Source organism: Microcystis sp. LE19-131.1A, from assembly GCF_027532015.1.
Taxonomy (GTDB): Bacteria; Cyanobacteriota; Cyanobacteriia; order Cyanobacteriales; family Microcystaceae; genus Microcystis; species Microcystis ichthyoblabe_A.
The window spans coordinates 1-26,591 of sequence record NZ_JAPZSS010000166.1; the positions used below are offsets into that span (position 1 = coordinate 1).

Annotated in this window: 16 protein-coding genes and 1 pseudogene; 7 read left to right on the forward strand and 10 right to left on the reverse strand. The window is 41.7% G+C overall.

All coding sequences use genetic code 11. The features are described 5' to 3' along the window. Positions 1–741, forward strand: a 741-nt coding sequence (locus O9323_RS13285) for an Rpn family recombination-promoting nuclease/putative transposase (protein ID WP_288125264.1), incomplete at its 5' end; no start/stop codon positions are given. Between the two features lie 344 nt (positions 742–1,085). On the opposite strand, the gene O9323_RS13290 is transcribed toward O9323_RS13285, so the two are convergent. From O9323_RS13290 to O9323_RS13330, 9 genes and pseudogenes are all read right to left on the reverse strand, one after another. Further along, a complete protein-coding gene (locus O9323_RS13290) occupies positions 1,086–3,824 on the reverse strand; it encodes a beta strand repeat-containing protein (protein ID WP_288125265.1) in 2,739 nt (912 codons plus the stop codon). A 311-nt stretch (positions 3,825–4,135) separates the two neighbouring features. After that, positions 4,136–4,885 carry an FkbM family methyltransferase gene (locus O9323_RS13295; protein WP_002752882.1) on the reverse strand — a complete coding sequence of 250 codons (750 nt, stop codon included), beginning with the start codon at positions 4,883–4,885 and terminating at the stop codon, positions 4,136–4,138. 54 nt (positions 4,886–4,939) lie between these two features. Then, positions 4,940–6,571 carry a hypothetical protein gene (locus O9323_RS13300; RefSeq protein ID WP_130757133.1) on the reverse strand — a complete coding sequence of 544 codons (1,632 nt, stop codon included), beginning with the start codon at positions 6,569–6,571 and terminating at the stop codon, positions 4,940–4,942. 413 nt (positions 6,572–6,984) lie between these two features. Further along, on the reverse strand, positions 6,985–8,331 hold the full coding sequence (locus tag O9323_RS13305) for a hypothetical protein (protein ID WP_288125266.1): 1,347 nt from the start codon (positions 8,329–8,331) through the stop codon (positions 6,985–6,987). A gap of 278 nt (positions 8,332–8,609) precedes the next feature. Beyond that, positions 8,610–10,373 carry an LIC_10190 family membrane protein gene (locus O9323_RS13310; protein WP_288125267.1) on the reverse strand — a complete coding sequence of 588 codons (1,764 nt, stop codon included), beginning with the start codon at positions 10,371–10,373 and terminating at the stop codon, positions 8,610–8,612. 38 nt (positions 10,374–10,411) lie between these two features. Then, positions 10,412–11,875, reverse strand: coding sequence for an FkbM family methyltransferase (locus O9323_RS13315; RefSeq protein ID WP_288125268.1), 1,464 nt, complete (start codon positions 11,873–11,875; stop codon positions 10,412–10,414). Between the two features lie 32 nt (positions 11,876–11,907). Next, positions 11,908–14,964: an FkbM family methyltransferase gene (locus tag O9323_RS13320; RefSeq protein ID WP_288125269.1), complete on the reverse strand. Its 3,057-nt coding sequence runs from the start codon at positions 14,962–14,964 to the stop codon at positions 11,908–11,910. Between the two features lie 271 nt (positions 14,965–15,235). Next, positions 15,236–15,451, reverse strand: a pseudogene (locus O9323_RS13325) (PhzF family phenazine biosynthesis protein); the annotation flags it as partial. 154 nt (positions 15,452–15,605) lie between these two features. Next, positions 15,606–17,639: an elongation factor G gene (locus O9323_RS13330; protein WP_002778526.1), complete on the reverse strand. Its 2,034-nt coding sequence runs from the start codon at positions 17,637–17,639 to the stop codon at positions 15,606–15,608. A gap of 380 nt (positions 17,640–18,019) precedes the next feature. Here O9323_RS13330 and ychF point away from each other — a divergent pair, with 380 nt between their 5' ends. Beyond that, entirely contained in the window at positions 18,020–19,111 is a 1,092-nt protein-coding gene (gene ychF, locus O9323_RS13335) for a redox-regulated ATPase YchF (RefSeq protein WP_043998458.1), read from the forward strand. Positions 19,112–19,438: 327 nt separating this feature from the next. Beyond that, positions 19,439–21,472: an N-6 DNA methylase gene (locus tag O9323_RS13340; protein WP_193976975.1), complete on the forward strand. Its 2,034-nt coding sequence runs from the start codon at positions 19,439–19,441 to the stop codon at positions 21,470–21,472. Positions 21,473–21,571: 99 nt separating this feature from the next. Here the strand turns inward: O9323_RS13340 and O9323_RS13345 are convergent, their stop codons facing one another. After that, positions 21,572–23,113, reverse strand: coding sequence for an NAD(P)H-quinone oxidoreductase subunit N (locus O9323_RS13345; protein WP_149108092.1), 1,542 nt, complete (start codon positions 23,111–23,113; stop codon positions 21,572–21,574). Positions 23,114–23,620: 507 nt separating this feature from the next. On the opposite strand from O9323_RS13345, the gene pipX reads away from it, so the two are divergent. The 4 genes from pipX to proC all read left to right on the forward strand — a co-directional run bounded on the left by pipX (position 23,621) and on the right by proC (position 26,386). Next, on the forward strand, positions 23,621–23,893 hold the full coding sequence (gene pipX, locus O9323_RS13350; protein WP_002733869.1) for a transcriptional coactivator PipX: 273 nt from the start codon (positions 23,621–23,623) through the stop codon (positions 23,891–23,893). A gap of 3 nt (positions 23,894–23,896) precedes the next feature. After that, positions 23,897–24,556: a YggS family pyridoxal phosphate-dependent enzyme gene (locus tag O9323_RS13355; protein ID WP_002731914.1), complete on the forward strand. Its 660-nt coding sequence runs from the start codon at positions 23,897–23,899 to the stop codon at positions 24,554–24,556. Positions 24,557–24,875: 319 nt separating this feature from the next. Beyond that, positions 24,876–25,448, forward strand: a complete 573-nt coding sequence (locus tag O9323_RS13360; RefSeq protein ID WP_002732272.1) for a cell division protein SepF — start codon at positions 24,876–24,878, stop codon at positions 25,446–25,448. 125 nt (positions 25,449–25,573) lie between these two features. Next, complete coding sequence (gene proC / locus O9323_RS13365) at positions 25,574–26,386, forward strand: pyrroline-5-carboxylate reductase (protein ID WP_002752903.1); 813 nt, start codon at positions 25,574–25,576, stop codon at positions 26,384–26,386. The last annotated feature ends 205 nt before the right edge of the window (positions 26,387–26,591 follow it).

Below are 26,591 nucleotides of genomic sequence, written 5' to 3' on the forward strand. Positions count from 1 at the left end.
CAGCAACCCCTCTACCTAGTGGAAGTGCAGTTCCAACCGGACGACACCCTCTACTATCGACTTTTTGCGGAATTGTTCCTATTTCTAAAACAATATCAACCACCTCACCCCTGGCAAATTGTCGTCATTTATCCCCATCGTCGGGTGGAACGGGAACAATCGCTACATTTTGGCGAAATCCTCAATTTAGCAAGCGTTAGACGCATTTATCTCGATGAATTGCCCTACGGGGACAATCCCTCCTTAGGAATTGGTGTGATTAAATTAGTAGTAGAGTCGGAAACGGCAGCGGTGAGGACTGCTCAAACCCTAATCGAGCGGACCAGAGAAGAAATCACCGACCAGTCCAGTCAACGGCAGTTAATTGACCTAATCGAAAGTATCATCATTTACAAATTCCCCCAGAAAAGTCGCGAGGAAATTGAAACTATGTTTGGACTAAGTGATTTAAAACAAACGAGAGTCTATCAAGAGGCACTGGCCGAAGGAGAAGAACGGGGTCTAGAACGGGGTCTAGAACGGGGTTTAGAACGGGGTCTAGAACGGGGTCTGGAACGGGGAGAACGTCTGGTGGTGGAAAACCTGCTCCGAGTCCGTTTTGGTGAGTTAGACCCAGAAATTCAAGCTATTATCAGCCGGATTTTACAATTGTCCCCGGAAGAATTTACTCCTTTACTCCTACAGTATTCCAAGCAGGAACTCTTAAAGCGATTTCCCCCAGAAAAGTCGCGAGGAAATTGAAGCTATCACCCCCCTTATCAAGGGGGGAAGGGGGGATCGACACCCCCCTTATCAAGGGGGGAAGGGGGGATCAACACCCCCCTTATCAAGGGGGGAAGGGGGGATCGACACCCCCCTTATCAAGGGGGGAAGGGGGGATCGACACCCCCCTTATCAAAGGTAGGGTTAATTCATGAATTAACCCTACTATGAGAGTTTATTGATGAATTAACCCTACTATGACTAGATCAGGGGAGCAGAGAAGGGAGGGAGACCCTCCCTTTTATCGTGCCAAGGTTCTACCCTGGCACGATACAAATCGGACTAAATTAGACACAGACAAAACCAATCTCTGCGGATAAAATCTAGACGAAGTTGGCTGTCGTTAGGGCTAATGCGCCACCTCCCTGAAGGACAGTTAAGTTGGTTCCTAAGTTTTCAGCAACTTTCAATGTATTACCAGTTGCCGTAAACACAAGCAGATCGTTACCTGCCGCAATATTGACCTGAAAAGTACCAGCACCAGTGCCAGCGGCAGTATAAGTCCCTCGAATACCAAAGTTTTTATTGGCAGCAATAGCATCACCCTCTGCTAACAAGGTATAGTTGGCCACAACTCCTGTTTTGAACAGATCCGTGGCCTCGAATGACTGGATAATATCAGGTCCAGAGAGAGGATTAGTGGGATCAGGAGGAAGTGGCTGGGTCAACTGAGCAATGTTGCCATCGGTTAGGGTTTTAGTTGCAAAACCACTACCCGCCGCCGCCGCAAGAGTCGAATCCTTAGTTTGCACAAAGGTGTCAACGCCTGCACCGCCCGTTAGGGTATCCGCTCCGGCATTTCCTGTTAAGGTGTCGCCGGCTCCGCCTGCCTTAATCTGATCATTGAAGATCGATCCCTGTAACTTATTCACGCCCGTGAGAGAACCAAGAACCGTCGCGCCATTGGCGGCATTCCCAATCTTAGCCTGCATTGTTAAACCAGTAGTACCGGTTAGGGCCGAAGCGTCCACTGTATCTGCTACGATGGCACCTTGAACGGTCAGACCTGAATTCCCCGTCACGGTGACTGTCTCGTTTACGCCAGGTTCCTCGTTGAAGGTAATGCCCCCAGCCCCAGTAATAGTATGAACCGTGGCCGCATCGCTAGAGTCAATCACTAAGCTTTCCGTAAAGAGTTTTGTGGTACCATCCACAGGGTTGAGCTTAATACCACCAATCTTGATATCGTTTGTAGCCCCTGCGTCTCCAGGATCGCCAACTAAGTTCACCGTAACCTTGTCGGTGGTTGCCGTACCGTTAGTTGCCAACGATAATAGCCCAGTTTTGTTCCAAATGTTAAGGGTATTTTCTCCGGTGTTATAACGAATAGTGTATGCGCCAGCAGTACCATCTTCCAGAGTAACGGTGTTGACATCATTGCCAAAGAAGTCCGCCCGAAGGGTTGCAGCGGCAGTACCAGGCGCGGTTAAGGCTAAGGTTTGGATACCTGTGATGTTCGCATCTTCAGCAGTGATCGCCTCCGCGTCCGCTGAAGTTCCAAACGCTAAGGTATTAACCCCAGCATCACCAGCAATAATATCGGTTTTAGTGAAGCCGTCAATGAAAGTAATGCGATCATTATCATCGCCTCCAGATACCTTCACCGTATTATCACCGCCAACAGTCAAATTGTCTTCGCCAGCCCCTCCCGATAGGGTGTGATTACCCGTCGCCGCATTGAGGGTAAAAGTATCAACTTTTAAGCCGCCTTTAAACTCTAAGTCGCCAGTGGGAGTGACATTTGTCACGGTCAAATCCGCGTCAAACGTGTTCGCATCTACTAGCGTTACCGTCTTATCTAGGGAAGTGGCACCGTCAAGAGTTAAAGCTTTATCACCGGTAATGGTTAAGGACTTCAGCCCTAGGACTCCTCCCATTTCGATGGTATTGTCGAAACCGGCGCTGTTCACGGAAACTTTCTCGTAGCCGCCCGTCTTAGAAAGGTTGCTTACTGCGAGCACAGTATTGAAATTAGGGGCAGCTCCGGGGACAACTTGATTTAGCTTAATTGCTAGAGCATCTTCAGTGCCTGCTAAAGCCGCATCGGCAATAGTGAAGGTAGCATCAGAGCCACTCAAACTACGATTGATAGAAATCGTCTCCAGGGCCGACTGGAGGTTAGTCATTGTCAAATCACCATCACCACTGGTGTCATTGATATTGACCGTCTTCAGACCCGTAACGAAGGTGGAAAGAACCGTCAGCTCGTTGTCCACTAGAGTCGCATTCAAGGTACTGATATCCTTTAACAGGGTAGGCTGAACAGTGTTGATGTTCGCCGTATCCTTCTGCCAAAGAATGGTCAAGGTGGGATTAGTTCCCGTTCCTGTTAACTGATCACCCGAAGTAAAGGTATTCAGAACACCCCCTGCCTGACCGGCTACGGGAGGGGCCAAGAACTGGTTTCCTGACAAAATGTCCACATCGGGCGTTAACACAAAACTGTTGCCCACACTACCCGTCGTTGCTACAAACTCATCGATACTGGCTTCAGCAGTCGTTACGGTATCGGGATCATCAGTAACCGTGCTGATGCTTGCCCACCCAGCATTATAAATAGCAGTATTAAACGAAGGCACGCTTCCCGCAGGATTATTCTGCAGCGAGGTGCTGAAATACTGCGAAACCGTTTGACGGTTAGTCAGGGCAGCAATCTCGTCTGCGGTGGCATATTCGTAAACTGCGAGAACTAAAGCCTGATAGTTGGCAATGCCATAGTTGGTCCCGTCTCTGCCAATATAGGTATTATTGCCGAACTGTGTCAGCCAGTTTGTCCAATAAGCCAGATGCTCTGCGGAAGGGCCGGAACCAAAAAGATTCTGATAGACCTCTAAAACGTACTGTTCAGCATTTCCTGTACTAGGAGAAATGAGATAGCCGTAGGTTGGGGGATTGGCATTGGTGAGGCTGTTAAAGGTCGCAGGATCAGAAGCGGCTGCCGCCCATCCCTGTACAGCCTCTACCCAACTATAGGTAGCTTGATTAAAGTCAACGGGGGAGACTGGAGCCTTAAAATAGGCAATATTGAGGAAGGTTAAAGCACTGCTAGGAAGAAGAGCCATAGTTTTGTTTGAACTCCAAAAGTTTTACTTAGAGAGGGATAGCTACATCATGATGACAGATAGTAGAGGTTATGTAACCACATCATGGCGGTGATCAGAGTAGAGATATGTTATCAGGTTTATCGAGTCTAAGAGTAACTAAAAACCATTGCTTTTGTCAAGATATCGGTTCATTTAGTTTTACTAGACTTGGCAGTAATCAAGATTCAAAAAAAGTTCATCGCTTAGCTGGTCATTGATTTTGCATCTAGGTGGGCCAAGACTTCTCTAGAACCTGATTAGTTCCAGGAGAAACAAGGGAGTAGAAGGCTTTAATAGTACCAGTTTTTGGGAAAACTGGCATTCGTGTTGACAAAGACACAATCTAGGGAAGCCAAAATACCCTCTGGGTTTCGATAAGGCTCAGTAACATCCCATAGCCGGAAATTGAAGGGAAGTAGCCAGTTAGCAATTTCCGTTAATAGGGGGGTTTCTGGCCCATAGCCGCGATACAGCCAACATTCTAGCAAAAGAACTTCCACTTTGGCTAGGGTCTGGGTGGCTCCCTTCAAAATACTTAACTCATTACCTTGGGTATCAATTTTAATGACCTGAGGTTGGGGTAGATTCAATTGTTGCATTGCTTCATCCAACCTTAGCATGGGAACCTCGACGAGCCGTGTCTCTTGATCGGGGGGAGTCACGCTCAGACAACTGCTGGCTAAAATATTGTCGAAGACAGTCATGGCCAGATGACAATTGCGATCGCCTAGGGCGTACTTGTGCAAGGAGAAGGACGGATAAATTCTTAAGGTTTCCTCCATAAACTGGCGATAGTCAGGACTGTGATCAATCAGTGGCTCAAAGAGGTGAAAGTTAGCCTGGGGCAAGACTTGTTTCATATAGAAAGACCAAACACCGTCAGAGGCACCAATGTCAAAGACAATGCTGGGATGGTAGCCTAAGTTAGCTAACCGTTGAAAGGCTTGACGGTCTAACTGAAGAACGGAATCATCCAGATTGTCCTGATGCTTTTGATAGTCAGCCCTCAGAGATGGGTTATGGGGAGCGAGTTCACTCATGGGTGGGTTAATTTGAGCAATGGTGACAGGGTTAACAAGATGGCAGGAGCTAACCTATTTGGCACGATCACTGCCCATGTGCTTTTTACAGTATAGAGTTGAGTGGGCAAAACTGATGTCAAATGATTGAGATTGATAATTGTCGGGCGAAAACCATGACTTTTGAGTTTTCTTAAAATCTTCCTCTAAGCCATCAAAAATAATGATGGACTGAATAGACATTTTGTCAGAAAAATTTTGTAGAGTTTGATGATTATAACCCTTGAGTAAAAGATTGGTATCTAAAAAGCTCCAATAAACTTCCGTATCTGCGAGTTTATTTGAATAAAAATCAGCATCCTTTAAACCATAGGTTGCCAAGATCAAACGCTGATGCCCCTGAGTTCTTAGAACTCGCTGTAAACTATCCACTGCTTCAAAACGAACTTTGGGATTAGCAACAATGAGAATAGGTTGTTCTTTGTTGACACAAATTTCAGTTTGTGTGAGTAGCTGGTTCATTAGCCGACTGTCTTTGGCAAAAGTCCCATACATTGCCCATACTAAAGGTAAACGGCTCAATAGTAGAATACTCAGGAAAGTAATGATCACAATTGCTAAGGGGCGATAGCTTGTTTCAATTAAAGATAAAGTCTTGGCGAGAAGTAAGCAAGCAATGACAATAAAAGGAAAAAGATAAAATGCCGCCACAATACCAGATTTGGCATAGAGAAAAGTTTGAGGAATAAGCGCAATCAGTAAAAAAACTCCATAGGGTTTTAACTGATCGAGAAAAACATTAAAACTTTGTTTTTTAAAGCAATAATTAGTAATCCAATAAGAGACAATGGCTAAAAGAGTAATACCAATTAATCCCGCATTCAATAATTGCCAAGCAGTAGTCGCTAGAGATAAGATTTGAAAACTTTTTTCATCAACTCCCGCATAGCCCGTTGCGTTAGTTCCTAAGAAAAAGAGAACATAAACCATCTCTAGAATAAAAATAGCCATTAACAATGTTAAAGTTTTTTGATATTGTTGAATTATCTTCTGAAAAGATTTCTGCTGAAAATAGGCAGTAAGATAAATTTTTAAAGCAATAATTGTCGGGATAAATAAAATATAAGATTCTTTAGATAAAGACATGAAAATGACCAAGATAATAAAAATTATCTGATCAATTCTTCGAGGAGAAGAATCCCGGCAGCTCTTACCTAAGAGTATTAATATCATGGACAGAAAAAACATTCCTAGACTATCCGGTATTAAGGGGCGAATCCATATCTCTGACTGATTACCCAATAAAATTGAGATGGCAAATAGGAGGGAAATGGGTATAGAGAAATTCAAGACCCTTCCGAAAAGAAAGAGGAAAAAACAAGTGAGACTTCCTATCACCGTTATGTAGATAAACCAGAAAACTGCATTAAGTCCAAAAAATTGGGTTAGGGTGACAATATGAAATTGGTAATAGGGTCGAAACCTAAAAACATCTTGGCGATCATAGAGAATCCATTGATAAACAGTGCTAAACCATCCTTGATTTCTCAGATCTCTATCCATGAGAAAAATTTGGTGATCATCAATAAAAAAACGAAATCCTGATGTTAACAATCCTGTTTGGTAGGCGATGGCCACAAAAGCAGTAAAAATCATAGCGAGGACTACATAGTTAATCAGATTATTTGGATTATTTTTTTTGTTCATGGTGGAAACGTCTCAATTTTTTTAGCACTCTTTAAGGCTGAGAAGCTGCTCGTATATCAAGTTAAATTAGAACAGTCTCTAAAGAAATAAGATTGATAAAGCTTATTCACTTTTGCGGTTCTAGGTAAATCGCAGGAGAATTTTTTTGATCATTCGTTATTGTAGTAGAAGGAATTAAACGAGAAAAGAGAGAAGTTTCTGGAAAAGGTGGAAACGAAAAACGACTGTCATTTTTCTTGAAAAAGATAGTTCTACCATCGGATAAAGTTAACTTAGGTTGACGAATTAATTGTTTGTTTTCTTCAACTAATAAGATAAGTACCTAAGCAAAATTAATTACACATTTCGATCAAGCTTTTGCCTCTTGCCTATTGCCTCTTGCCTGTCTTCACTAGGAAATTTATTTTGCATGACTACTTAACATCCTGCGGTCGAATAAGTCGCTCTGGTTCCCAATCATAATGATACCTGACTCCATGATTTTTGTTAGATATAAGCATCTTGTCATTAGACTGGATCATTCCCTTCCATGCTTCAATATTTCGAGGATCAGAATGTAAAATATAAGCCCTGGGAGGAAATTGCCAATCTTTAGGAAATTCATAAATAGAACTTAAAACAGAAGGAACACTCCAATCAAAGGGATGAATTTGTTTTCCCCATTGTAAATTGGGAGACTGCACTAAAATAACAGTATTATTGGTTAAATCAGGTGAGAGTCTTAAAACATCTCTCCAAAAGTTTTGTTGATATTGCCAACTTAGAACATAAAAATGTTGAACATTAATTGAAAAAATCAGTAATAAAGCCAGATAAATGGATAGTAATACCTTTACAGTCGCTCTTAATAAGGTTTTAGAATCGGTGATTAGAAATAATAAATTCCATAAGGAACCCATTAAAATGCTAGTGCCAATGACTGCTGAAAAATGTACCCTAGAATAGCGACCATCAATCAGGTTTACATCGAGTAAAATAGCAGAGGGATAGGCCAAAAATATCATAACCAAACCTAGTTTTAGCAGTCTGATGAGTTCGGTAATCTGAAAGTGACTCGAAAAATCATGATAGCTGACTTTAAATTGCTCTTCGTAAAGGGAGGTTATAATTCCATAGAAACAGGCTGTTGCTATCACTAAAAAGATCAAGTAGGTAACATTTAGGCTGCTTAAAATTTGCCAAGGTCGAAGTAAAAAAGTTCCACTAACCACGATCGGGCCAGCAATAATTTGGTAAAGAAATTTTTGTAAGACTTCCCAGGGAGCTAACTGGGATATTCTGGATTCACCGGCTATTTTTCTTAAACCTAAGTATAAAAATAAAATAGTAGTTAAAATTAGACTATGAATAAAAATTTGCTTCCTATTCTGGGTGTTTTTCTTTAGAAATGGAGCGGTAAAAAAGAGTAAAAAGGGACTTTCATAAGTTAATAACGCAAGAGTTGCAAAAAAGTAACTGAAGAGCCTAGACTGACTATTAATTTTTGCTGAGTTGACAAAAAGATTAAAAGCAATGAGGATAAATAGTAAGGCAGGCTGTAATCCCAGAAGATGTTGTAAATAATTAAAGGTTGTATCGGCAGGATAAAGACAAAAAAGCAATGTTGGGATGAGAGCAGAGTAGGATATTTTGGTAATATTTCTCAGTAATCTATAAAATAAACAGGCGTTACAAGTGAGAAGGAAAAAACCTATCAGATATAGGGTTGATATGCCTCCTAGTTTTGCTCCAAAAAAAGGTAAGATAGTTAGGAATACCATGTGTAAGGGACGACCCTGCCAAAAAGTTATCAAAGCACTATTAATCGTTTCTAAGTTTCGACTCCAAGTCTGATTGATGGCAATACCTGTAAAGGCCCAGTCGTCTTCATAGAGTCCAAAGGATTGAAAAAAAAGAAAATGGGCAATCCATAGCAAACTTAATAATGTTAAATACACAAAAAAACTGGGGGATTGGATCAGAGATTGTAGCGTTGTGAGTGTTTTTTTCATATATTTGAGCATTGACATCTAATAATGGGAGAAATTATTTTTTTTTCCTAGTAAATCCTCAGACCTTTTTTTATTTTAAAACCTTCTTGGAGAGAGTCGCCTCTCAGTTCTAGGGAAGGGTGTAACCAGTCTGAATAGGACTGAGGCGCACAGGGAAACTGAGAATCCCAACATTGATCACCTTGGGTAGGACGATAAATTGTTTCATGATCAATCTGGATAGAAGTGACACTAACGGTAGGATAGCCTGCTGGAATTAACCAATAACTTGGAATAGAAAAAAGGCTCTGTTTGTTGTTTAGGTAAAGACTTGTAGTAAATAAAAAAACTAAAAGATAAAGAAAAGGTTTATAGATGATAACATAATTGTTTCTCAGAAAAAGCAAGCAAATAAAGAATACTAATGAGATGAATAGGCAAGAGAGGGATAGAATAAAACCGTAACCATACCTAACTAAAGGAGCATTAAGAAACCAAAAAGATAGTCCTGCCAGCAACGTTATCAAAGGAATGCACAATCTATCAAAAAATCGAATGAGTTTTGACTGTCGATAAAAAACTGATTCAAAAATTAAAAAAAATATCAGGAGAATACTTGAGAAAAATAGAAACCTTAAGGAAAAATATTTTGAATTTTCTTTAACCCAAACTGGAAACCAAGATATAAAACCTGATTCAACAATTTTTTTTCCTTGATGACCACTAACTTTGGCCCAGTTCTCAATATCCTGTTTATCCATGATTAAAACATCTCGTGGCATTTTCCAATCTGGATTAAACAGGTCTATACTATAAAACGGATAAAGTAAATATCCAGACACAAAATAGTTACGGGTTAAGTATGGAACAAAAATCAGTGTAACAATAATTGTTCCGCGCCAAAGTAAAGAATATTGTTTTGTAATTAATGATCGACCAATAATTAATAGAGCTAAAATGAAAACTGGTAAGTTGCTTAATTTAATAGTTACTGCAATGCTTGAAAATAAAATTATCAATAATTCATATAATTGGGATTCATCTTTTATTTTATTTTTACTTTCAATCGATTTTAGACTCAAGAAAACACTAATTAATATAAAAATGCTACCAGACAAATCTGATGATAGAGAGGAGATATCTAATGTAAACAAGTTATCATTAATCAAAAAAAGTAATATAGATAATCCAAAAACATTACTCAATTCTATTTTTTTCAATAATAGAGATTTCAAACTTGATAAAGACAGAAGGAATGTGTTGGCAATAATAAAGCCATTAATTGGTCTTAAACTATGATGAGTAATAAAAGAAAAATCACTTAAACTGAATAAGGGAAAAATGAAAGAATTGTAAGCTAATCGGAAATGAATGTTGCCCAAGCCAGGTACGATAGCATATCGCCGATACCATTGAATAGATTGAGAATGATAAAGTCCCGTGTCATAATGAATAACATCGGTAGATGTTTTAATTAAAACTAACAACAAAATCATCACGGCAACCAAAATTAAAAGTATATTGGGTAAATCTACTTTAAAAACAAGAATATAGTTCTTTAATTTTTGATGAATTTCCTTAAATGAAAAAAATAAAAGAATAATCATGCCTCCCAGAAGAATAGCGTTGGCTGAAGCATTAATGGGGATAAGAAAGGAAAGATAATAGCTAATTATAGTAACTACACTCAATCCAATAAAAACTAAGAGGAAGGGAGAAATCTCTTTGGCTGCTTCATCATCTTTAGAACAGGTAATAAGTTTGACAATATTAAAACCATAAATATAGAACATACAGAAGAAATAAACCCATGCTAATAACGTTACAATCATCAGGCTAGACCTCTCCTTGTATTTTAAATATTACTCTTTTAATAAGCATTAGAGAAATAAGTTGCGGGCATGACACAAGAACACCATTTAAGTGCTTCACTAAAAATAGAATGATCCCGAAAAAAGAAAATATTTCCCCATGAACTATCAACGGATATTAAGTGATTACAATAAAAACTCACCTCATTATTAGGAAATACTCGATAAATTACAATAAACCAGTGATAGCCGCGTAATTTCATTGCTTCGACAAGACTCGGTAAGCGGTTGTCCACCCCAAACTCACCAAAAGGAAACTTTTCATCCCAAAACTCAGCAACTACCACAGGGTAACGACAATCTCCCATCCCTTGAATTACTTGTAAGTCAAAACCTTCGGTATCAATTTTTACCAAACCAACTTCCGAGGGAACCTGCTGTTGCTGATGTAAGGTTTCCAGAGTTGTCACCGTAATAGGGACTGTTTCTGTAAAGACCATTCCTTCTGGTAACGAATGGATGTTAATACTGCTCAGTAGAGTATAGTCAGCGTCAGGATAAAGGGGTTGACTATTGGGATCATTAACCAGATTTTGATCCCCGACTAGGTGCAGCTCTCTCTCCTCATTTATCGCTCCTAATGCTAAAGGAAAAACGTGAAGATTAGAGAAATTAGATAGACGATTTTTTAATTTTTCGACAACGGGTAAAAACGGTTCAAAGGCATAAACTTCATAGCCTGTTTGCAATAGTCGTTCTGTTACATCCCCCTGATTGGCTCCAATATCTAAGGCAGAAGGATAGGGAAGATAGGAGTATAAATAACACATCAATTCAACTTCAATACCTTGAAAATTTGATTGATTAGTAACAACCTTAAATTTATAATTATGAATATACTCATAAACTTTACTTAGCAGTTGTTGATTAAGTTGAAACCGTTCTCGAGTTTCCTCTTGAAATGCTTGAAAAGTTTGATAAATAGCTTGCTGTTGTTGTTGAGAATCTTGATAAATTTTCTCGATCGCCTGATAAATAGCTTGCTGTTGTTGCTGAGAATCTTGATAACTTTTCTCGATCGCCTGATAAATAGCTTGCTGTTGTTGCTGGGAATCTTGATAAATTTTCTCGATCACCTGATAAATAGCTTGCTGTTGTTGCTGGGAATCTTGATAAATTTTCTCGATCGCCTGATAAATAGCTTGCTGTTGTTGCTGGGAATCTTGGTTAAATTGTTGAATGCCTTGGACGAGATCAATGGAAAACTTCAGTAAAAAAGCTTGATTTTCCAGTAATAAATCAGCCTTTCGCTTGGTTTCGGCATTCTCTTGTCGGATTTGCTCCGTGGAGTTATTGAGTTGCTCAACCTTAAAATCTAAGGGATCAAGCTGATTAAGTTTCTCCAGTTTTTGGATTTGTTCAAGTTGGACATGACTGAGTGAATCAAGTTTTTCTAGAAATAAATTTTTGACTGCTTTAACTCGCTGAACTATTTTATTTTTGGCTAATAATTGCTTGATCATTTTGGCTAGTGATTGGGTAAATTGTCTTGAGCTTAACTGGGAGAATTTTCAATTTTGCGGCTAGTTTCGGGAACTAACAAATCTTGACGAATAAAAACAACTTCTTTTTGGAGAAGTGTGCCATCAACGGGGGATCTCCATTCGCCAGTTTCGTCATAATAACGGAAACCAAGTTGCTCTAAAAGATTAAGCATTTCATTGAAAACGAGAGCGTCCTGATCATAGCGGATAAAGGAGAGTTCAGCAACGACTAAATCCACCTGAGCGATAAATTCTTTCGCTCCTTCTAAGACGATATGCTCGGCACATTGCACGTCTAATTTTAATATTCCTCTGCCAGAAATTTGCTCATCTGTCGCCACCTGATCGAGGGTTTTTACTGCCACTGTAATCGTTTCATAGTTTCTAAAATCAGCGGGAGTGAGCAAGGAACTACCGTACAAATCGGGGGAAACTTGAAAACTTAACTGACCAGCTTGATTAGAGATGGCAATTTCTAGTAATTCCCCTTTAGGAATATTACAGATATAGTAATTTCTGTCCGATTGCTCGTATTTTGAGATTAGCGGATCGATGAGGATAAAGCGAGCTTCTGGGAATAATTGACTAGCGGTGTGAGACCAAATACCGTGGGAAGCTCCCACATCAACCACAAAATCAGGCCGATATTTTTGCCCTCGTAAACGTCGCATGACTTGATAGACTTGAGCATAATCTTTATAAATAATTGAGGGAACGGGGGGTTCAATAAAGTGAACTAAATTGATCGGCGATCGAGGTAAAATCGCTTCAAATCTGTCATCGACTGCTTGTTCTTTTTCTAGGGACTGCCACACCCATTGATCGATCCCTTGATCGGAGAATTTGTCCGCTACTTTAACGGCATTTTCTCGCATTCTTTGCTGATTTTCTGGTTTAAGAACGTAGTCCACGGCTGCTGCCAAACTTTCAGGTGTATAATCACAAACCACACCAATTTGAAAACGATTAATAAAGTTAGCCGCCGAGGTTTTATTACTGCCTAAAAGAATTACTGGGGTGTTAGCGGTGGCGAGGTTAAAAATAATCCGGCCGGGTAAACTAAGGCGAGATAATTCTGTCCGATCATCTCTTTCGTCCATGGTCCCCGTTGGAACAATAACAAAGGGATATGCTTGTAGTTGTTGTCCTAGTTTTTCTTCGGGATAAAGTCCTCGGCTATAAAGTCCCCATTTTTCTAATTCTGCGGCAGATTCTTTGAGCCAATAATAGTTAGAATTGCCATACCAATCTAGTTTAATTCCTGCTCCTTGAATACTCTCTAAAAGAGATTGGAACCATTGGGGACTCCAAATGCTCCCTAATAAAGCTCCCCATTTTTCTTGACAGCGTTGGGGAGAAACTTCGGCAACTTCACTATTAATGAGACGGTGGGGAACGATCGCCGGTAGGAGCCAAAATTTGTAGCCGTACTTATTCTCGTAAGCGTCGCGGAGTTCGGGATGGGTGGCAAAACGAACGGAACATTTGCTTAAAAACTCTTTCATCAAATCATCGGGAATCTCCTGAACGCAGATATTCTGATCGTCCATGATGTAGGTGGCAAGGGGAACGTTAAATAATTCCTTAATAGCGATCGATGTCAGCAGATCGCTGGCGTAATAAGGGACACAAAAAACTTTTTGGACTTGATGGTGTCCGAGAGTTTGTAGAATTGATTGAAATATCGCTGGTCGCGACATTTTCTTGTGGTCAAGATGGAAGCTCAAGACCCCGAATTGTTGTTCACCACCATAGTGATTATCGGAACGGATGGAAATAATCTCGCTATCATCGGGAAAGATTCTTCTGACCAAGGCTCCTGTCCCGTGACTTTGATTGACTTCACTAGCGGTAACGATCACACCGCACTTAAGGCTATTTTTCTCGAATTGTTCAAAGCGATTATCGATGGGTTTTCCCTGTTCTAACGATCTCCAGAGCCAATCATCAAAATGATCGGCTTTTAAGCTTTTGGCTAATTTTTGACTGGAATAACGGAGCCGCAGTTGATTGCTTTCTCTTCGCAGTTTCTCTATTTCTGTTAATAGGCTTTGAGCTTTATAATCACAGACAGTTCCTAGGTCGAATTCTTTGACGAACTGAGCGGCGGCACTATCTTCACGACCAACAATAATGAGCGGAGTATTAGCAACGGCGGTAATAAAGGGAATGCGGGAAGGTAAACTCAAACAGGCGAATTCGGGACGCTCTTGCTCGTTTTCAGAACTGGCGGTGGGAACGATTGCAAAAGGGGCTTGACGTAAGTAGTAGATGAGAGCATCTTGGCTGCAGTAACCTTTAAAGAAGATACCATCTTGTTCTAACTCTACTTCTTGGAATTGCAACCATTGACGGTTAGGATTGCCATACCAATCTAATTTGATCTGGGATTCTCGACATAATTGCCTGAGATTTTCTAACCAAGTCTGAGACCAGATATTACCGATTAAAATCCCTCTTGCCATAGAATCGGGGACTGTAATTTCTGGGGGAATTAAATAACTTTCTACTAGGGGCGGTACAAACCAAATTTTTCTTTCGTATTTTTTACTATAGACTTGACAAAGGGGCTTAGAAATGCCTAAAATTAAATCGCTGCTATCGATTAATTGCTTAACAATCCCATCGGCCACAGCCCTGACATAGATATTTTGATCATCCATCAGGTAGGTACAAATGGGGACTTGAAAGAGAGATTTAATCGCTATGGCTATATAAAAATCCTCGATAAAGTAGGGAATTACTAAGACTCTTTTCGGTTTTAAATAAACAAATAAATTTTGGATTTTTAATAAAATTTCCCCGTAGGAACAACCGCGCACATCTAGACAGAAATTCTGGACACCAAAATCTTGATCTCCTCCGTAGAGATTGGTGGTTCGTAGGGAAACTATCCCACTGGTATCAGGGAAAATTCTCTTTAAAAGAACCCCGACACCGTGATTCTCATTGATTTCGTTTGAAGATACTATAATATCATAACTTTCTTGGAATTTGTCGGCAAAACTATTTAAGTCTTGTAACGACAAACTAAGTTTTTTTTGTAGTTCCTGATAAGAGGTGAGCATAATGATTAATTTTAATAGGCTTTAGCTATAGACATTTCATTGATTTTGACAGGGTTTCTCTGAAAAACAAGGTATAAACTCGTTTCGCCTACGGCCTCGTCATTAAGATAACTGCCGTATTTTTTCTTGGTTATCCCTCAAGAAATTTTATATTTTTCGATATACCCTGTCAAGTTCATTCTCATCCATCCCACAAAACCGAGATTGATCCTTGCAGGTCTTAATGTTTTAAGATTGTTCATCTCCTTTTTACTGACTTCGGCAACTGCTCTCACAATGACCTTTTGATATCACTTTTTGTTTCCCCATCGGGAATTATCATCTTACCTTGGCAGACCAGAACTGATGCACCACCCAGAGAAACTTCCGTGATTGACCGGTTGTTTTTCTGAAACTTTAATTGTATGTTGCTGGGTCTGCCCATTTCCACTCCTGAGATTATCTTCCATTGATTCATTCCTTCCCTAGAAGATTCTAATCCCCCTAGTTTGAGAATTCCGAGACTAATTTGGGGCAGTATAGCACTAGGATAATCTTATGGAACCCTTCTGTCATTTTTTGCCAGAAAAGGGAGAGATGAGCCAATAAAAGCCCATCTCTTGGTAATTTATCGCTCTACCTTACTGACAGCCAAGAAGACTTTACTTGTTACCATTACCCTGCATAGCTAAAACCGCATCGCGTAGTTTATCTGGCACTTCTTGCAGGTGATCCTCATCCCACTGGAAGAAACCAACCCCCATAGTCAAAGAACGCAATTCAACGATGAAATCGTGCATTTCCGCTTGGGGGAGATAGGCCGTCACCTGATCCCAACCTTTCCACTCCGCAGAAGCTTCAAAACCCTGAATTTGACCGCGTTTGCCACTGATTAACTGTAAAACCTTGGCGGTGTATTCTGAGGGAGCGAGAACCGTCACCGATAGAATTGGTTCTAATAAGACTGGATGACATTTAGGCAGTCCTTCCGTCATCGCTAGACGGGCCGCTTGTTTAAAAGCTTGTTCGGAACTATCGACACTGTGATAGGAACCATCGGTGAGAGTAACATCGATATCCACCACGGGGAAACCCAAAGGACCATGACCGAGATATTCCCGCACTCCCGTTTCCACCCCGGGGATATACTGTTTGGGGACAACACCACCGACAATGCTTTCATGGAAGTGGAAACCTTCCCCCCGGGCCAAGGGTTTAATATCGAGATACACATCACCAAAAGCACCGTGGCCGCCGGTTTGGTGTTTATAACGTCCGTGGGATTTGGTACTGGTTTTAATCGTTTCCTTGTAGGGAACTTGGGGTAAATGGGTGGTCATCGGTAGATTATACTTGCGTGCTAGGCGATCGAGGGCCACTTGCAGATGAATTTCTCCCTGTCCCCAAAGAATCACTTCTTTAGTATCACCGTGTTGTTCCCAGTAGAGGGAAGGATCTTCTTCGATCAGTTTCGTCAAAGCTGAACTTAATTTAACTTCATCCTTGCGATTTGCGGCGGCAATAGCGAGAGCAAAGACGGGTTTAAGCTGTAATCCTCTGGGAAGATCGGGTTTTTGACTGCCGCTGCTAACCACGTCTCCGGTGCCGATTCCTTCCAAACGACCGAGAGCGATAATTTCCCCCGCTTGGGCCTGCTGTAGGGGTTGTTGTTGTTGTCCCATGAGACGATAGATACCACCAATCCGCACACCGTTCAAGGCCATGCCATCGTTAAGGGTTCCCTGCCAGATTCGCGCTAGGGACAGGCGACCGCCCTGGGGAGTAAAATAGGTTTTGAGGATTTGTACCACTGCATCTCCATCCGCACTGGGATCGAGACCGCGACGATTGGCAGTAATTGTCGGGGCCGGCGCTTCTTCCACTAAAGCGGTAAGGAGATGACGCACACCATAGTCCCGTTCCGCCATACCGAAGAACACGGGTACTATCTGATCGGCTCCCAGTTCTTGTTTTAAGTCTTGGAGAATTTCTTCCCGGGAGGGGTTAATATCTTCGAGGAGTTCTTCTAAAAGATGATCATCAAATTCGGCGATCGTTTCTAGCATTTCTTGTCGAGCAATCTGTTCTTCTTCCTTGAGGTGGTCGGGTAAAGCTACAGGGTCGGCGGGACTGTTAGCATGGTAATGATAAGCCTGTTCGTTGATTAAATCGATGAATCCGATAATTTCGTTGTTCTGACGGATAGGATATTGCTGGGGAACGAGGGGACGACTAGAAACGGATTTGAGAGCTTGTAGGACTTCGTTAAAGTGACTATTACAGCGATCCATCTTGTTGATGAAGATTAGATGCGGAATTTCCCAATCATCGAGGAATTTTAGCAAGGGAGCCAGGGTGAGAACTCGATCGACCACCGGTTCACAAACGATAATAGCAGCACCGGCCCCGACGAGGGTATTATAGGTTTCACTGGCAAATTCGATCGAACCGGGGCAATCGAGAAAGGTAAAATTTAGGTCTTGGTATTGACTATGGGCAACGGAAACTTCTACACTCATCTGTCGATCCCGCGCTTGCGTGGAACTATCACCAACGGTATTGCGATCGCTGATTTTACCTTTTCTGGTGATCGCTCCTGTGACGAAAAGTAAACTTTCCAGTAAGGAGGTTTTTCCACTGGAGTAGGGGCCGACAAGGGCCACATTACGGGTGTTTGCTCCGATACTTTGATTCATACAGATACCCCCAAGAATGATTTAGTGATTAGTTGCGGCGATTGGGCGATATTTACACTCGATCGCCCTTGGGAAATATACTGTCATAGCACTGAAAATTACTCTCAGGACGTATTTAGAAGTGAAAGGCCTGTCTTGCCATAATTTTGCCCAGTGCTACAGGTGTATTCTTTCCTACTCTTCACCCTAACTCAGTCTCAAGCATTACATCCCATTCTCGCAATCTCTTGTAAAATCTTGCCTACTTTTAGTTAAGGAACTTGAATAAATGTTAACTAAGCTGTTAACTATCGAGAGTCTTTCTCATCAACCGGATTCACAAAAACGAGATGCAGCCTGATATAGTGAGAGGTCGGGATGATGTTTATCAAGCAATTTTTATGTTGAAAGCTGGAATCGTGGGACTGCCAAATGTGGGAAAATCGACCCTATTTAACGCTCTGGTGGCTAATGCCAAGGCCGAGGCCGCTAATTTCCCTTTTTGTACCATTGAACCGAATGTGGGTGTGGTATCCGTCCCCGATGAACGTCTGGAGGTTTTGGCTAAAATCTCTAATTCTGAGAAAATCGTGCCGACGCGGATTGAATTTGTCGATATCGCCGGATTAGTCAAGGGTGCGAGTCGGGGGGAAGGATTGGGTAATCAATTTTTGGCTAATATCCGGGAAGTGGACGCGATCGTTCATGTGGTGCGCTGTTTTGATAATGATGATATTATTCATGTTTCCGGTTCTGTGGATCCGTCCCGGGATATCGAGGTGATTAATCTAGAGTTAGCTCTAGCGGATTTGGGACAGGTGGAGAAGCGGGTGGAACGTTTACGCAAACAGGCGAAAAATAGCAAGGAAGCCGCCGAAGAATTGGCTATCCTTGAAAAAATCCTAATTTGTCTTAATGACGGTATTTCGGCGCGAAAAGTGGATTTAAGCAAAGAGGAAGAAGAATTAATTAAAAATCTCGGTTTATTGAGTCGTAAACCGATTATTTATGCCGCTAATGTGAGCGAAGATGATCTGGCCACGGGTAATGATTGGGTAGAAAGTGTCCGTCAAATTGCCCAACAGGAACAGGCAAAAGTTGTGATCGTTTCTGCTCAAGTAGAATCGGAATTAGTGGAATTGTCGGAGGAAGAAAGAAAAGATTTTCTCGGTTCTTTAGGAGTAGAAGAAGGGGGATTAAAATCTTTAATTAAAGCTACCTACGAGTTATTAGGACTGCGTACCTATCTCACCACTGGTCCCCAAGAAACCCGCGCATGGACGATTATTTCTGGTATGAAAGCACCCCAAGCAGCCGGAGTTATTCACTCGGATTTTGAACGGGGTTTTATTCGTGCGGAAACTGTGTCTTATCAGGATTTAGTTAATAGTGGCACGATGAGCGCGGCCAAAGAAAAAGGTTTAGTCAGAAGTGAAGGCAAGGAATACATTGTTCAAGAGGGTGATGTTTTACTATTCCGTTTTAATGTTTAGCTAAAAATAAGTCAGGTGAGTGTCACCCACCTGATCAAAAGGCTGAATAATTGGCGTTATCAAATTGAAAGATGCTCCGAATTTCTGTCATCAACAATCTCTCAGCTTTTTTCACTCACTTTGGTTAACATTAAACTTAATTTTTTATCTCTTGACATACTCTAATTTAGATTCTATAATTAGGTATAGGGGCAAGTTCTTGTTTAATCAAGATGGCGATTATCTCTGTCCACTAAAAGACTGGTTTGCTAGGAATGCAGTCAAGGCTAAAAATAGTCTATCTATTCAACAACCCGCAACGGAAAACGGTCAAATCAAACTCGAAAAATGAAAGAGCAAGGATTGTTATTTTCCGAAGATAGCCTGTTACCTGAAAAACTCCCGCAAATTCAGGAATTACGACCTTCTAACAATCTTTCAGCAGTTTTTGAAGAGTGCCATAATTATATTTACGCCAACGAAGGAATGCTCAAAGACAAGATTTTTCACGAGATGGTTAAACTAATCATCATCAAACTTCATGATGAAAAATCTGCCAAGCAATCTGTAAATTTTGGCGTTACAGCAAGTGAATATAAAGCCATCGTCGCCAATAAGTCCGATGAATTTATGTCGCGTCTCAGTCAATTATTTACCTCCATCAAGAATCATTATCGGGGATTTTTCACCGATGACACATTCAAGTTAAAACCTTTGACTCTTGCTTATATTGTAGGCAGGTTACAGTACATTAATTTAACTAAAACATCTGGCGATATAAAAGGGGAAGCCTTTCAGACTTTTGTAAATAGACACCAGCGTGGAGATAGGGGAGAATTTTTTACCCCTCACCCAATTGTCCGCCTTGCGGTTGAAATGATAGACCCCAAACCAAACGAAAAAATTATAGATCCTGCTTGCGGAAGTGGTGGTTTTTTAATTCAAGCAATAAACCATGTTCGACAAAATAATCCAGAGTTCGATATAGCAAGTTTTGTGCAAGAAAGTATTACAGGAATTGAATTTAATCCCGATGTCGCCCTTTCGGGAATGATTCGTTTAGTTTTTGAAGGTGGCACAGGTTCAGAAATTATCTGTACTAATGCGCTTATCGAAGATGAAAAATTAAATAATTCTTTTGATGTTATCTTGACCAATCCTCCTTTCGGAAATAAAGGCAAAGTAGAAGACCAGAAAATTCTTCAATCATATATTCTTGCCCGAAAATGGCATAAATCAGCGTCCAATGGTTGGGAAGTTTCCCCAACCGTTTTAGCGGGTCAGTCGCCCGATATTTTATTTATTGAGAAATCTATAAAATTATTGCGGGCAGGTGGACGCATGGCGATTATTCTGCCCGATGGTCTATTACAAAATATCTCTAATGGACCGATTCGGCATTGGTTGCGCTCCCAAACAAAAATATTAGGTGTTGTTTCCATCCCGCCGGAAGCCTTTGTACCCTACGGCACTGGAATCAAAACATCACTTTTAGTAGTTCAAAAATTACCAGCAAACAATGATTCTTGTTTTATGGCACAAATCAAAAAAATAGGCTATGACGTTAAAGGACAAACAATATATAAGCGCAACGAGTCGGGAGTTATAGCCCGAACAAAATCAGGTTTGCCAATAGTTGACGATGATATAGATGATATTTCTCAATCTTTTAGGTCATTTATCAATGGGGAATTTGCACAAAACAGCGATTGTATTTATACAGTTAAGAATACCCTGCTCAATTCGAGACTGGATGCCGAACATTATTTACCCAATGACCAAAAATTATTAGAACATCTAAAATCTATTGGGGCGAAACCTTTAGGTGAAATTGCCGATATTTTGAGAGATGCGGCTGATTTTCGTTTAGCTAGGGACAGTGAAATTAGATATATCGCTATTTCCGATGTTGATTATCGTACAATGCAAGTTGTTTCCCAACAAATAATTAAGGCACACGAGGCCCCATCTCGCGCAACTTATAGATTGTACAAAGGCGATATTATTACAGCAATTTCAGGAGCAAGTACAGGAACACCACGCCAAGCAACAGCCCTAATCACGGAAGATGAAGACGGAGCAATTTGCTCAAATGGATTTTCAGTATTAAGAAATATTCAGGGAGTCGAGCCTTTGTTTTTATTAGTATATATGCGAACAGACTTTTTTTTGCGTCAGATTAAAAGGTACATGACAGGTCATGCTATTCCTACTATTTTAGTAGATGATTTGTCTAAAGTTTTAGTGCCTATTCCACCCCAATCTGAACAGCAGAGAATAGCAAAAAGTATGGCTGAAATTCAAGCAATTAGAAAAGAAGCGTTAAAAGCAAGTGAGAATGTTGTTAACCAAATGAGTCTTTTACTTGGCCAATTTGAGTAAGGCAAAAAGCAGGTTAAGCTTAGAAAAGGTCTTAAGGTGGTTGATTTATCCCAACCTTAAGACAGGACTAGAATAGCTAGGATAAATCAACAGAGATTCTCAATTCGCCCGGGAAATGTGCGTCACCAGGGCCGCCGATTGTAGGATGGGGGTAGTGGTGACGGAATCCGTCGCTAGGGTAAAGAGAGGATTGGAAAGGATACCGGCCAGGGAAGTGGCCACTAGGGAGAGGACAATACCCACCTGTAGGGGACGCATCCCGGTAAGGGTCCAATTGATAACGGGGTAATTTTTCACCGCATCGGACATCTCTTGGGGTTCCTTGACCACCATCATTTTGACCACACGGATATAGTAGTAAATCGAGGCCACACTGGTGACTAAACCAACGAGGACGAGAGCATAAAGTCCCGCTTGCCAACCGGCCCAGAATAGATAAATCTTACCAAAGAAGCCCGCTAGAGGCGGAATTCCCCCCAAAGACAGCAGACAAATGCTTAAACAGAGGGTTAGGAGCGGATCTTTCTGGTAGAGTCCCGAATACTCAGCGATCTGATCGGTTCCGGTTCTCAGAGCAAAGAGAATCACGCAGGCAAAAGCCCCTAGGTTCATGAACAGGTAAATTAACAGATAGAAAATCATGCTAGAGTAACCCGCGTCAGTACCGGCGGTTAAACCAATCATGACAAAACCCGCCTGACCGATCGAGGAATAGGCTAACATCCGTTTCATGCTAGTTTGGGCCAAGGCGACCACGTTGCCGAGGATCATACTCAAAATTGCTAGAGCGATAAAGATAAACCGCCATTGTTCGCTGACTAGACCGAAAACCGTCACTAATAGGCGAATTGCTAGGGCAAAACCGGCCGCTTTGGAACCTACCGAGAGGAAAGCCACCACGGGAGTGGGTGAACCTTCGTACACATCAGGAGTCCACTGGTGAAAGGGAACCGCCGAAATTTTGAAGGCGATACCGGCAATTACAAACACTAATGCGATCGCTAAGGCCAGGGACTGACCACCGTTAACAGCGGTTAATTTTTGGGCAATGGCACTTAAACTGGTTTCACCTCCGGATAAACCGTAGAGAAGGGAAACACCATAGAGGAAAATCGCCGAGCTAGAAGCTCCAATTAACAGGTATTTTAAAGCGGCCTCGTTCGATCGAGGATCCCGCTTCATGTAACCGGTCATTAGATAGGAGGAAATACTGAGCATTTCTAGGGAGATGAAGATCATCACCAATTCACTAGCGCCAGATAGGAACATTCCCCCGAGGGTTGCGGTGAGCATAATGGCTAAAAATTCCGCTAGGGAGGTTCCCGCTTGTTCCACATAACGGATAGACATCAGCACTGTGGAGGCGGTAGAAAGAGCAATAATCCCCCTAAAGACGATACTGAGATTATCCCCCTCAAAAGCCCCTAAAAAAGCCACCGGTTTCGGATTGTCCCAAGTAAAGTAGAGAGCAGCCACAGCAGCGAGCAGACCAGCGATCGCAACGTAGGGCAGCCAACTTCTGGCACTCCGTCCCACAATTAAATCGCCGATTAAAATCACCATCAGGGTAATAATCAGGATTCCTTCGGGCCAGATAACGCCGGCGTTTAGCTGACTGGCAACAAGACTAGAAAAATCCATATTGATTGAGGTTAAAGGAATTTGAAGTTAAAAAAGGCTTAATACAAGCTTAGGGCATTTGATCAGCGATTCAGTGATTAGTTATCAGTGATCACTGATCCGGTGTCAGTTTTCAGTTCACTGATCGCCGCTATCGGGTTAAAATTTCTAAAAAACCAGATAAATTTGAGATAATCTTAGCTTTTATGGGCATTATAGTTGTCTCTTGTCTTTTTTATCCTCCTGTCTCAGAGTCTCCTCTGCAAAGGGAAAATCTTTGATTTTTGCAGCAGAGCTAATTTCTGATGGTGACAACTTGTCACCGAAATGTATCCAAGTTAACAGGGAAAAAGTGAAAACTCAGGAAATCATGACATAGACTGGCATCGTTAGTTGTAATTGAAGGATTCTGGTAAAATCAAGCTAGGGAAACACCCGAAAAATCAATTGTTTTTGAGCCATCCGCTTGATTTTATTGTGGAAAAACTTTCTAGTTCGCTCAATCCTTTTCCTTTAGCGATCGCTTGAATGAGTAACGAAACCTATCTCAATCATCCTACTTTCGGTCTATTATACAGAGTGTGTCTATTAGAAGAACATCGGGAATTATTCACCACTCTTTATGCCCAACGTCTTTTTTTTCTGGTGACGGTGGGACCCAAAAAAGTCTCGTTCGATCCGATTAGTCGTTCCGATGCTCGTCTTTTAGTGGAAAACCGGCTGCGGAATTTGCGCCGGGGCAGTAATGTGCAAGAATTTAACAGTCTCAACCAAACTTATCAACAAACCTTTTCAGTCTAGTTCATGACGATCGCTAGTCGTATCGAGTCCATCCGTCTTACCCTACCCCCCTGCACGCGTCTGATTGCCGTCAGTAAACAGGTATCAAGCGATTATATCCGTCAAGCTTACCGAGCAGGGGTGAGAGATTTTGCCGAAAGTAAGCTACAGGAAGCAATCTCGAAGCAGCAAGAACTAAAAGACCTCCCAGATATTTCTTGGCACTTTATTGGGCATCTACAGGCAAATAAAGCGCGCAAAGTCCTAGAATCTTTTGATTTAATCCATTCCCTCGATAGTTTAAAATTAGCCCAAAGACTCGATCGCCTGGCCTCAGAATTAGAGATTAATCCCCAAGTTTTGCTACAGGTGAAAGTTGTCCCCGATCCCGATAAGTTCGGTTGGGACAAGGCCGAACTCATAGCAGATCTTCCCGCTTTAGTCAACTGTCAACAGCTAAAAATTCAGGGTTTGATGACAATTCTGCCCCAGGGATTATCGGCTGGGGAAAAGTTAGCCGCCTTTGAAAAAACCAGCGATTTAGCCCAAATCATCGAGAATAGCTCTAGTTTATGCCTGCCTCATCTATCCATGGGGATGTCTAACGATTATCCTCTGGCCGTCAAGGCCGGAGCCACTTTGATCCGGGTGGGAACTGGCATTTTTGGCGAGCGCATTTACTGAACCATCTGCGTAAATTCACAGAAAAAAACCCCAGAAATTTTAATCATTGGTGATAATATATCTTAAAATTACAGCGTCTAGTCTAGAAACTGGTGGTTAGAAATGAGGAATTGACTTTTTCCCAATCCCTGAAAACTATCCCCTGATAACTAATAACTGAAAAGAGGGAACTAACTGCTGCTTCCAGACGACTAAAATGACGAACCCTTAACAAAATAGTTCCCCTGTACCAAGCGAGAGCAAAGATTGTTAAAGGCCACCAAATAACCCCGACTCTAGACAAGACCACCAAAAAAAATCTTTTGAAGGACATTAGACTGTGAACAACATTTTTACCAAGCTCAAAGATTTTGTCGGTATCTCCGAACAACCGGAAGATGAAGATGAAACCGACTACGAAGAAATGAACTGGGAAAAGTCTTCCCCCCAAGATAGGGATCAAAACGAAGAAGAAGAACCCCTTAATCGTCGTCAACGCGAACCTTTAAATCTCAATACAGCCACATCTATGGGACTCAACAGAAGCAACGTGATCGGTATGCCAGGTATTAACAACAATAATGCAGAAGTGGTCGTGATCGAGCCCCATTCCTTCGAGGAAATGCCCCAAGTTATCCAAACCCTGAGAGAACGCAAATCGGTGGTTTTAAACCTCAACGTCATGGACCCGGAAGAAGCACAAAGAGCCGTGGATTTTGTCGCCGGTGGCACTTATGCAATTGATGGTCATCAAGAACGCATCGGTGAGAGTATTTTCCTGTTTACCCCCAGCTGCGTTAAAGTTAGCACTCTTTCTGGAACTATTCACGATATCGCTGATAACCCGAAAATGGCTCGTCCCGTTTCCTCCGCACCTGCTTGGGCAGCCGAAAGCAGTCGATTAGCTCAATGAATCCTTCCATAGTCCTCTCGTCAGGTTTGTCGAAGCTAGAAATCGATCGATTTATCGAGAGGATGCGTTTTTTCTTGGTAGGATAGCTAAATCTCTCTTTTTTACTTTTTACTTTAAAAAATACTGTGTCTATTCGTTTAGGAATTATTGGCGGTGGAGTGATGGCCGAGGCCATTCTCAGCCGTTTATTAAAAAAAAATGTTTATAATCCGGAAACGGTGTTAGTCAGTGAACCCCAGTCCCAACGGCGCAACTTTTGGGTTAATACCTATGGAGTGCAAGTCAGTGAGGATAACCGGGAAGCTGCTAGGGCAACTGAGGTGTTAATCTTAGCGGTAAAACCGCAAATTTTAGAGCAAGTAGTGAATAGTTTGCTAGGAATACCCGAAAAACCCCTAATTATCTCGATTTTAGCGGGAGTTACCCTCAATCGCTTAGAAATGGGCTTTCCCGATCGCCCCGTCATCCGGACGATGCCCAATACCCCGGCCACGGTGGGACAAGGGGTTACAGCGATCGCATCTGGTCGTCATGCGGAACCAGAACATCTGGCCGTAGCTAGAGATATTTTTGCTGCGGTCGGTTCGGTGGTGGAAGTTCCCGAAGCTTTGATGGACGCGGTAACGGGATTATCGGGATCGGGCCCGGCATTTGTGGCCCTAATGGTGGAAGCTTTAAGCGATGGTGGTGTGGCGGCCGGATTACCGCGAGCGATCGCCTCTCAATTGGCCATAGAAACAGTTTTAGGGACGGCAACCCTATTAAAAGAATCGGCCATACATCCGGGGGAATTAAAGGATCGCGTCACTAGCCCTGGGGGAACCACGATTGCTGGGGTGAGACAATTAGAAAAAGGCTCTTTTCGCTCAACTATTATCGAGGCAGTAGTGGCGGCCTATCATAGATCTAAAGATTTAGGGCGTAGTTCCGAAAAGTAATCTTTTTATCTTTTTTAACCCATAATTAGGTAGGCGTTAAAAATTATCAGACACCCCCCTTATCAAGGCTATCCATTAGTCACATCTTTCTTAACATAAAATTTGACAAAAAGAGAAAAGTGTGCAAGATGGCTCAAGGGGGTTCTATGGGGGGACTAATTTGATGAGATAGTTTCCAAGTCTGGCTGATATCATGTAACCTTCG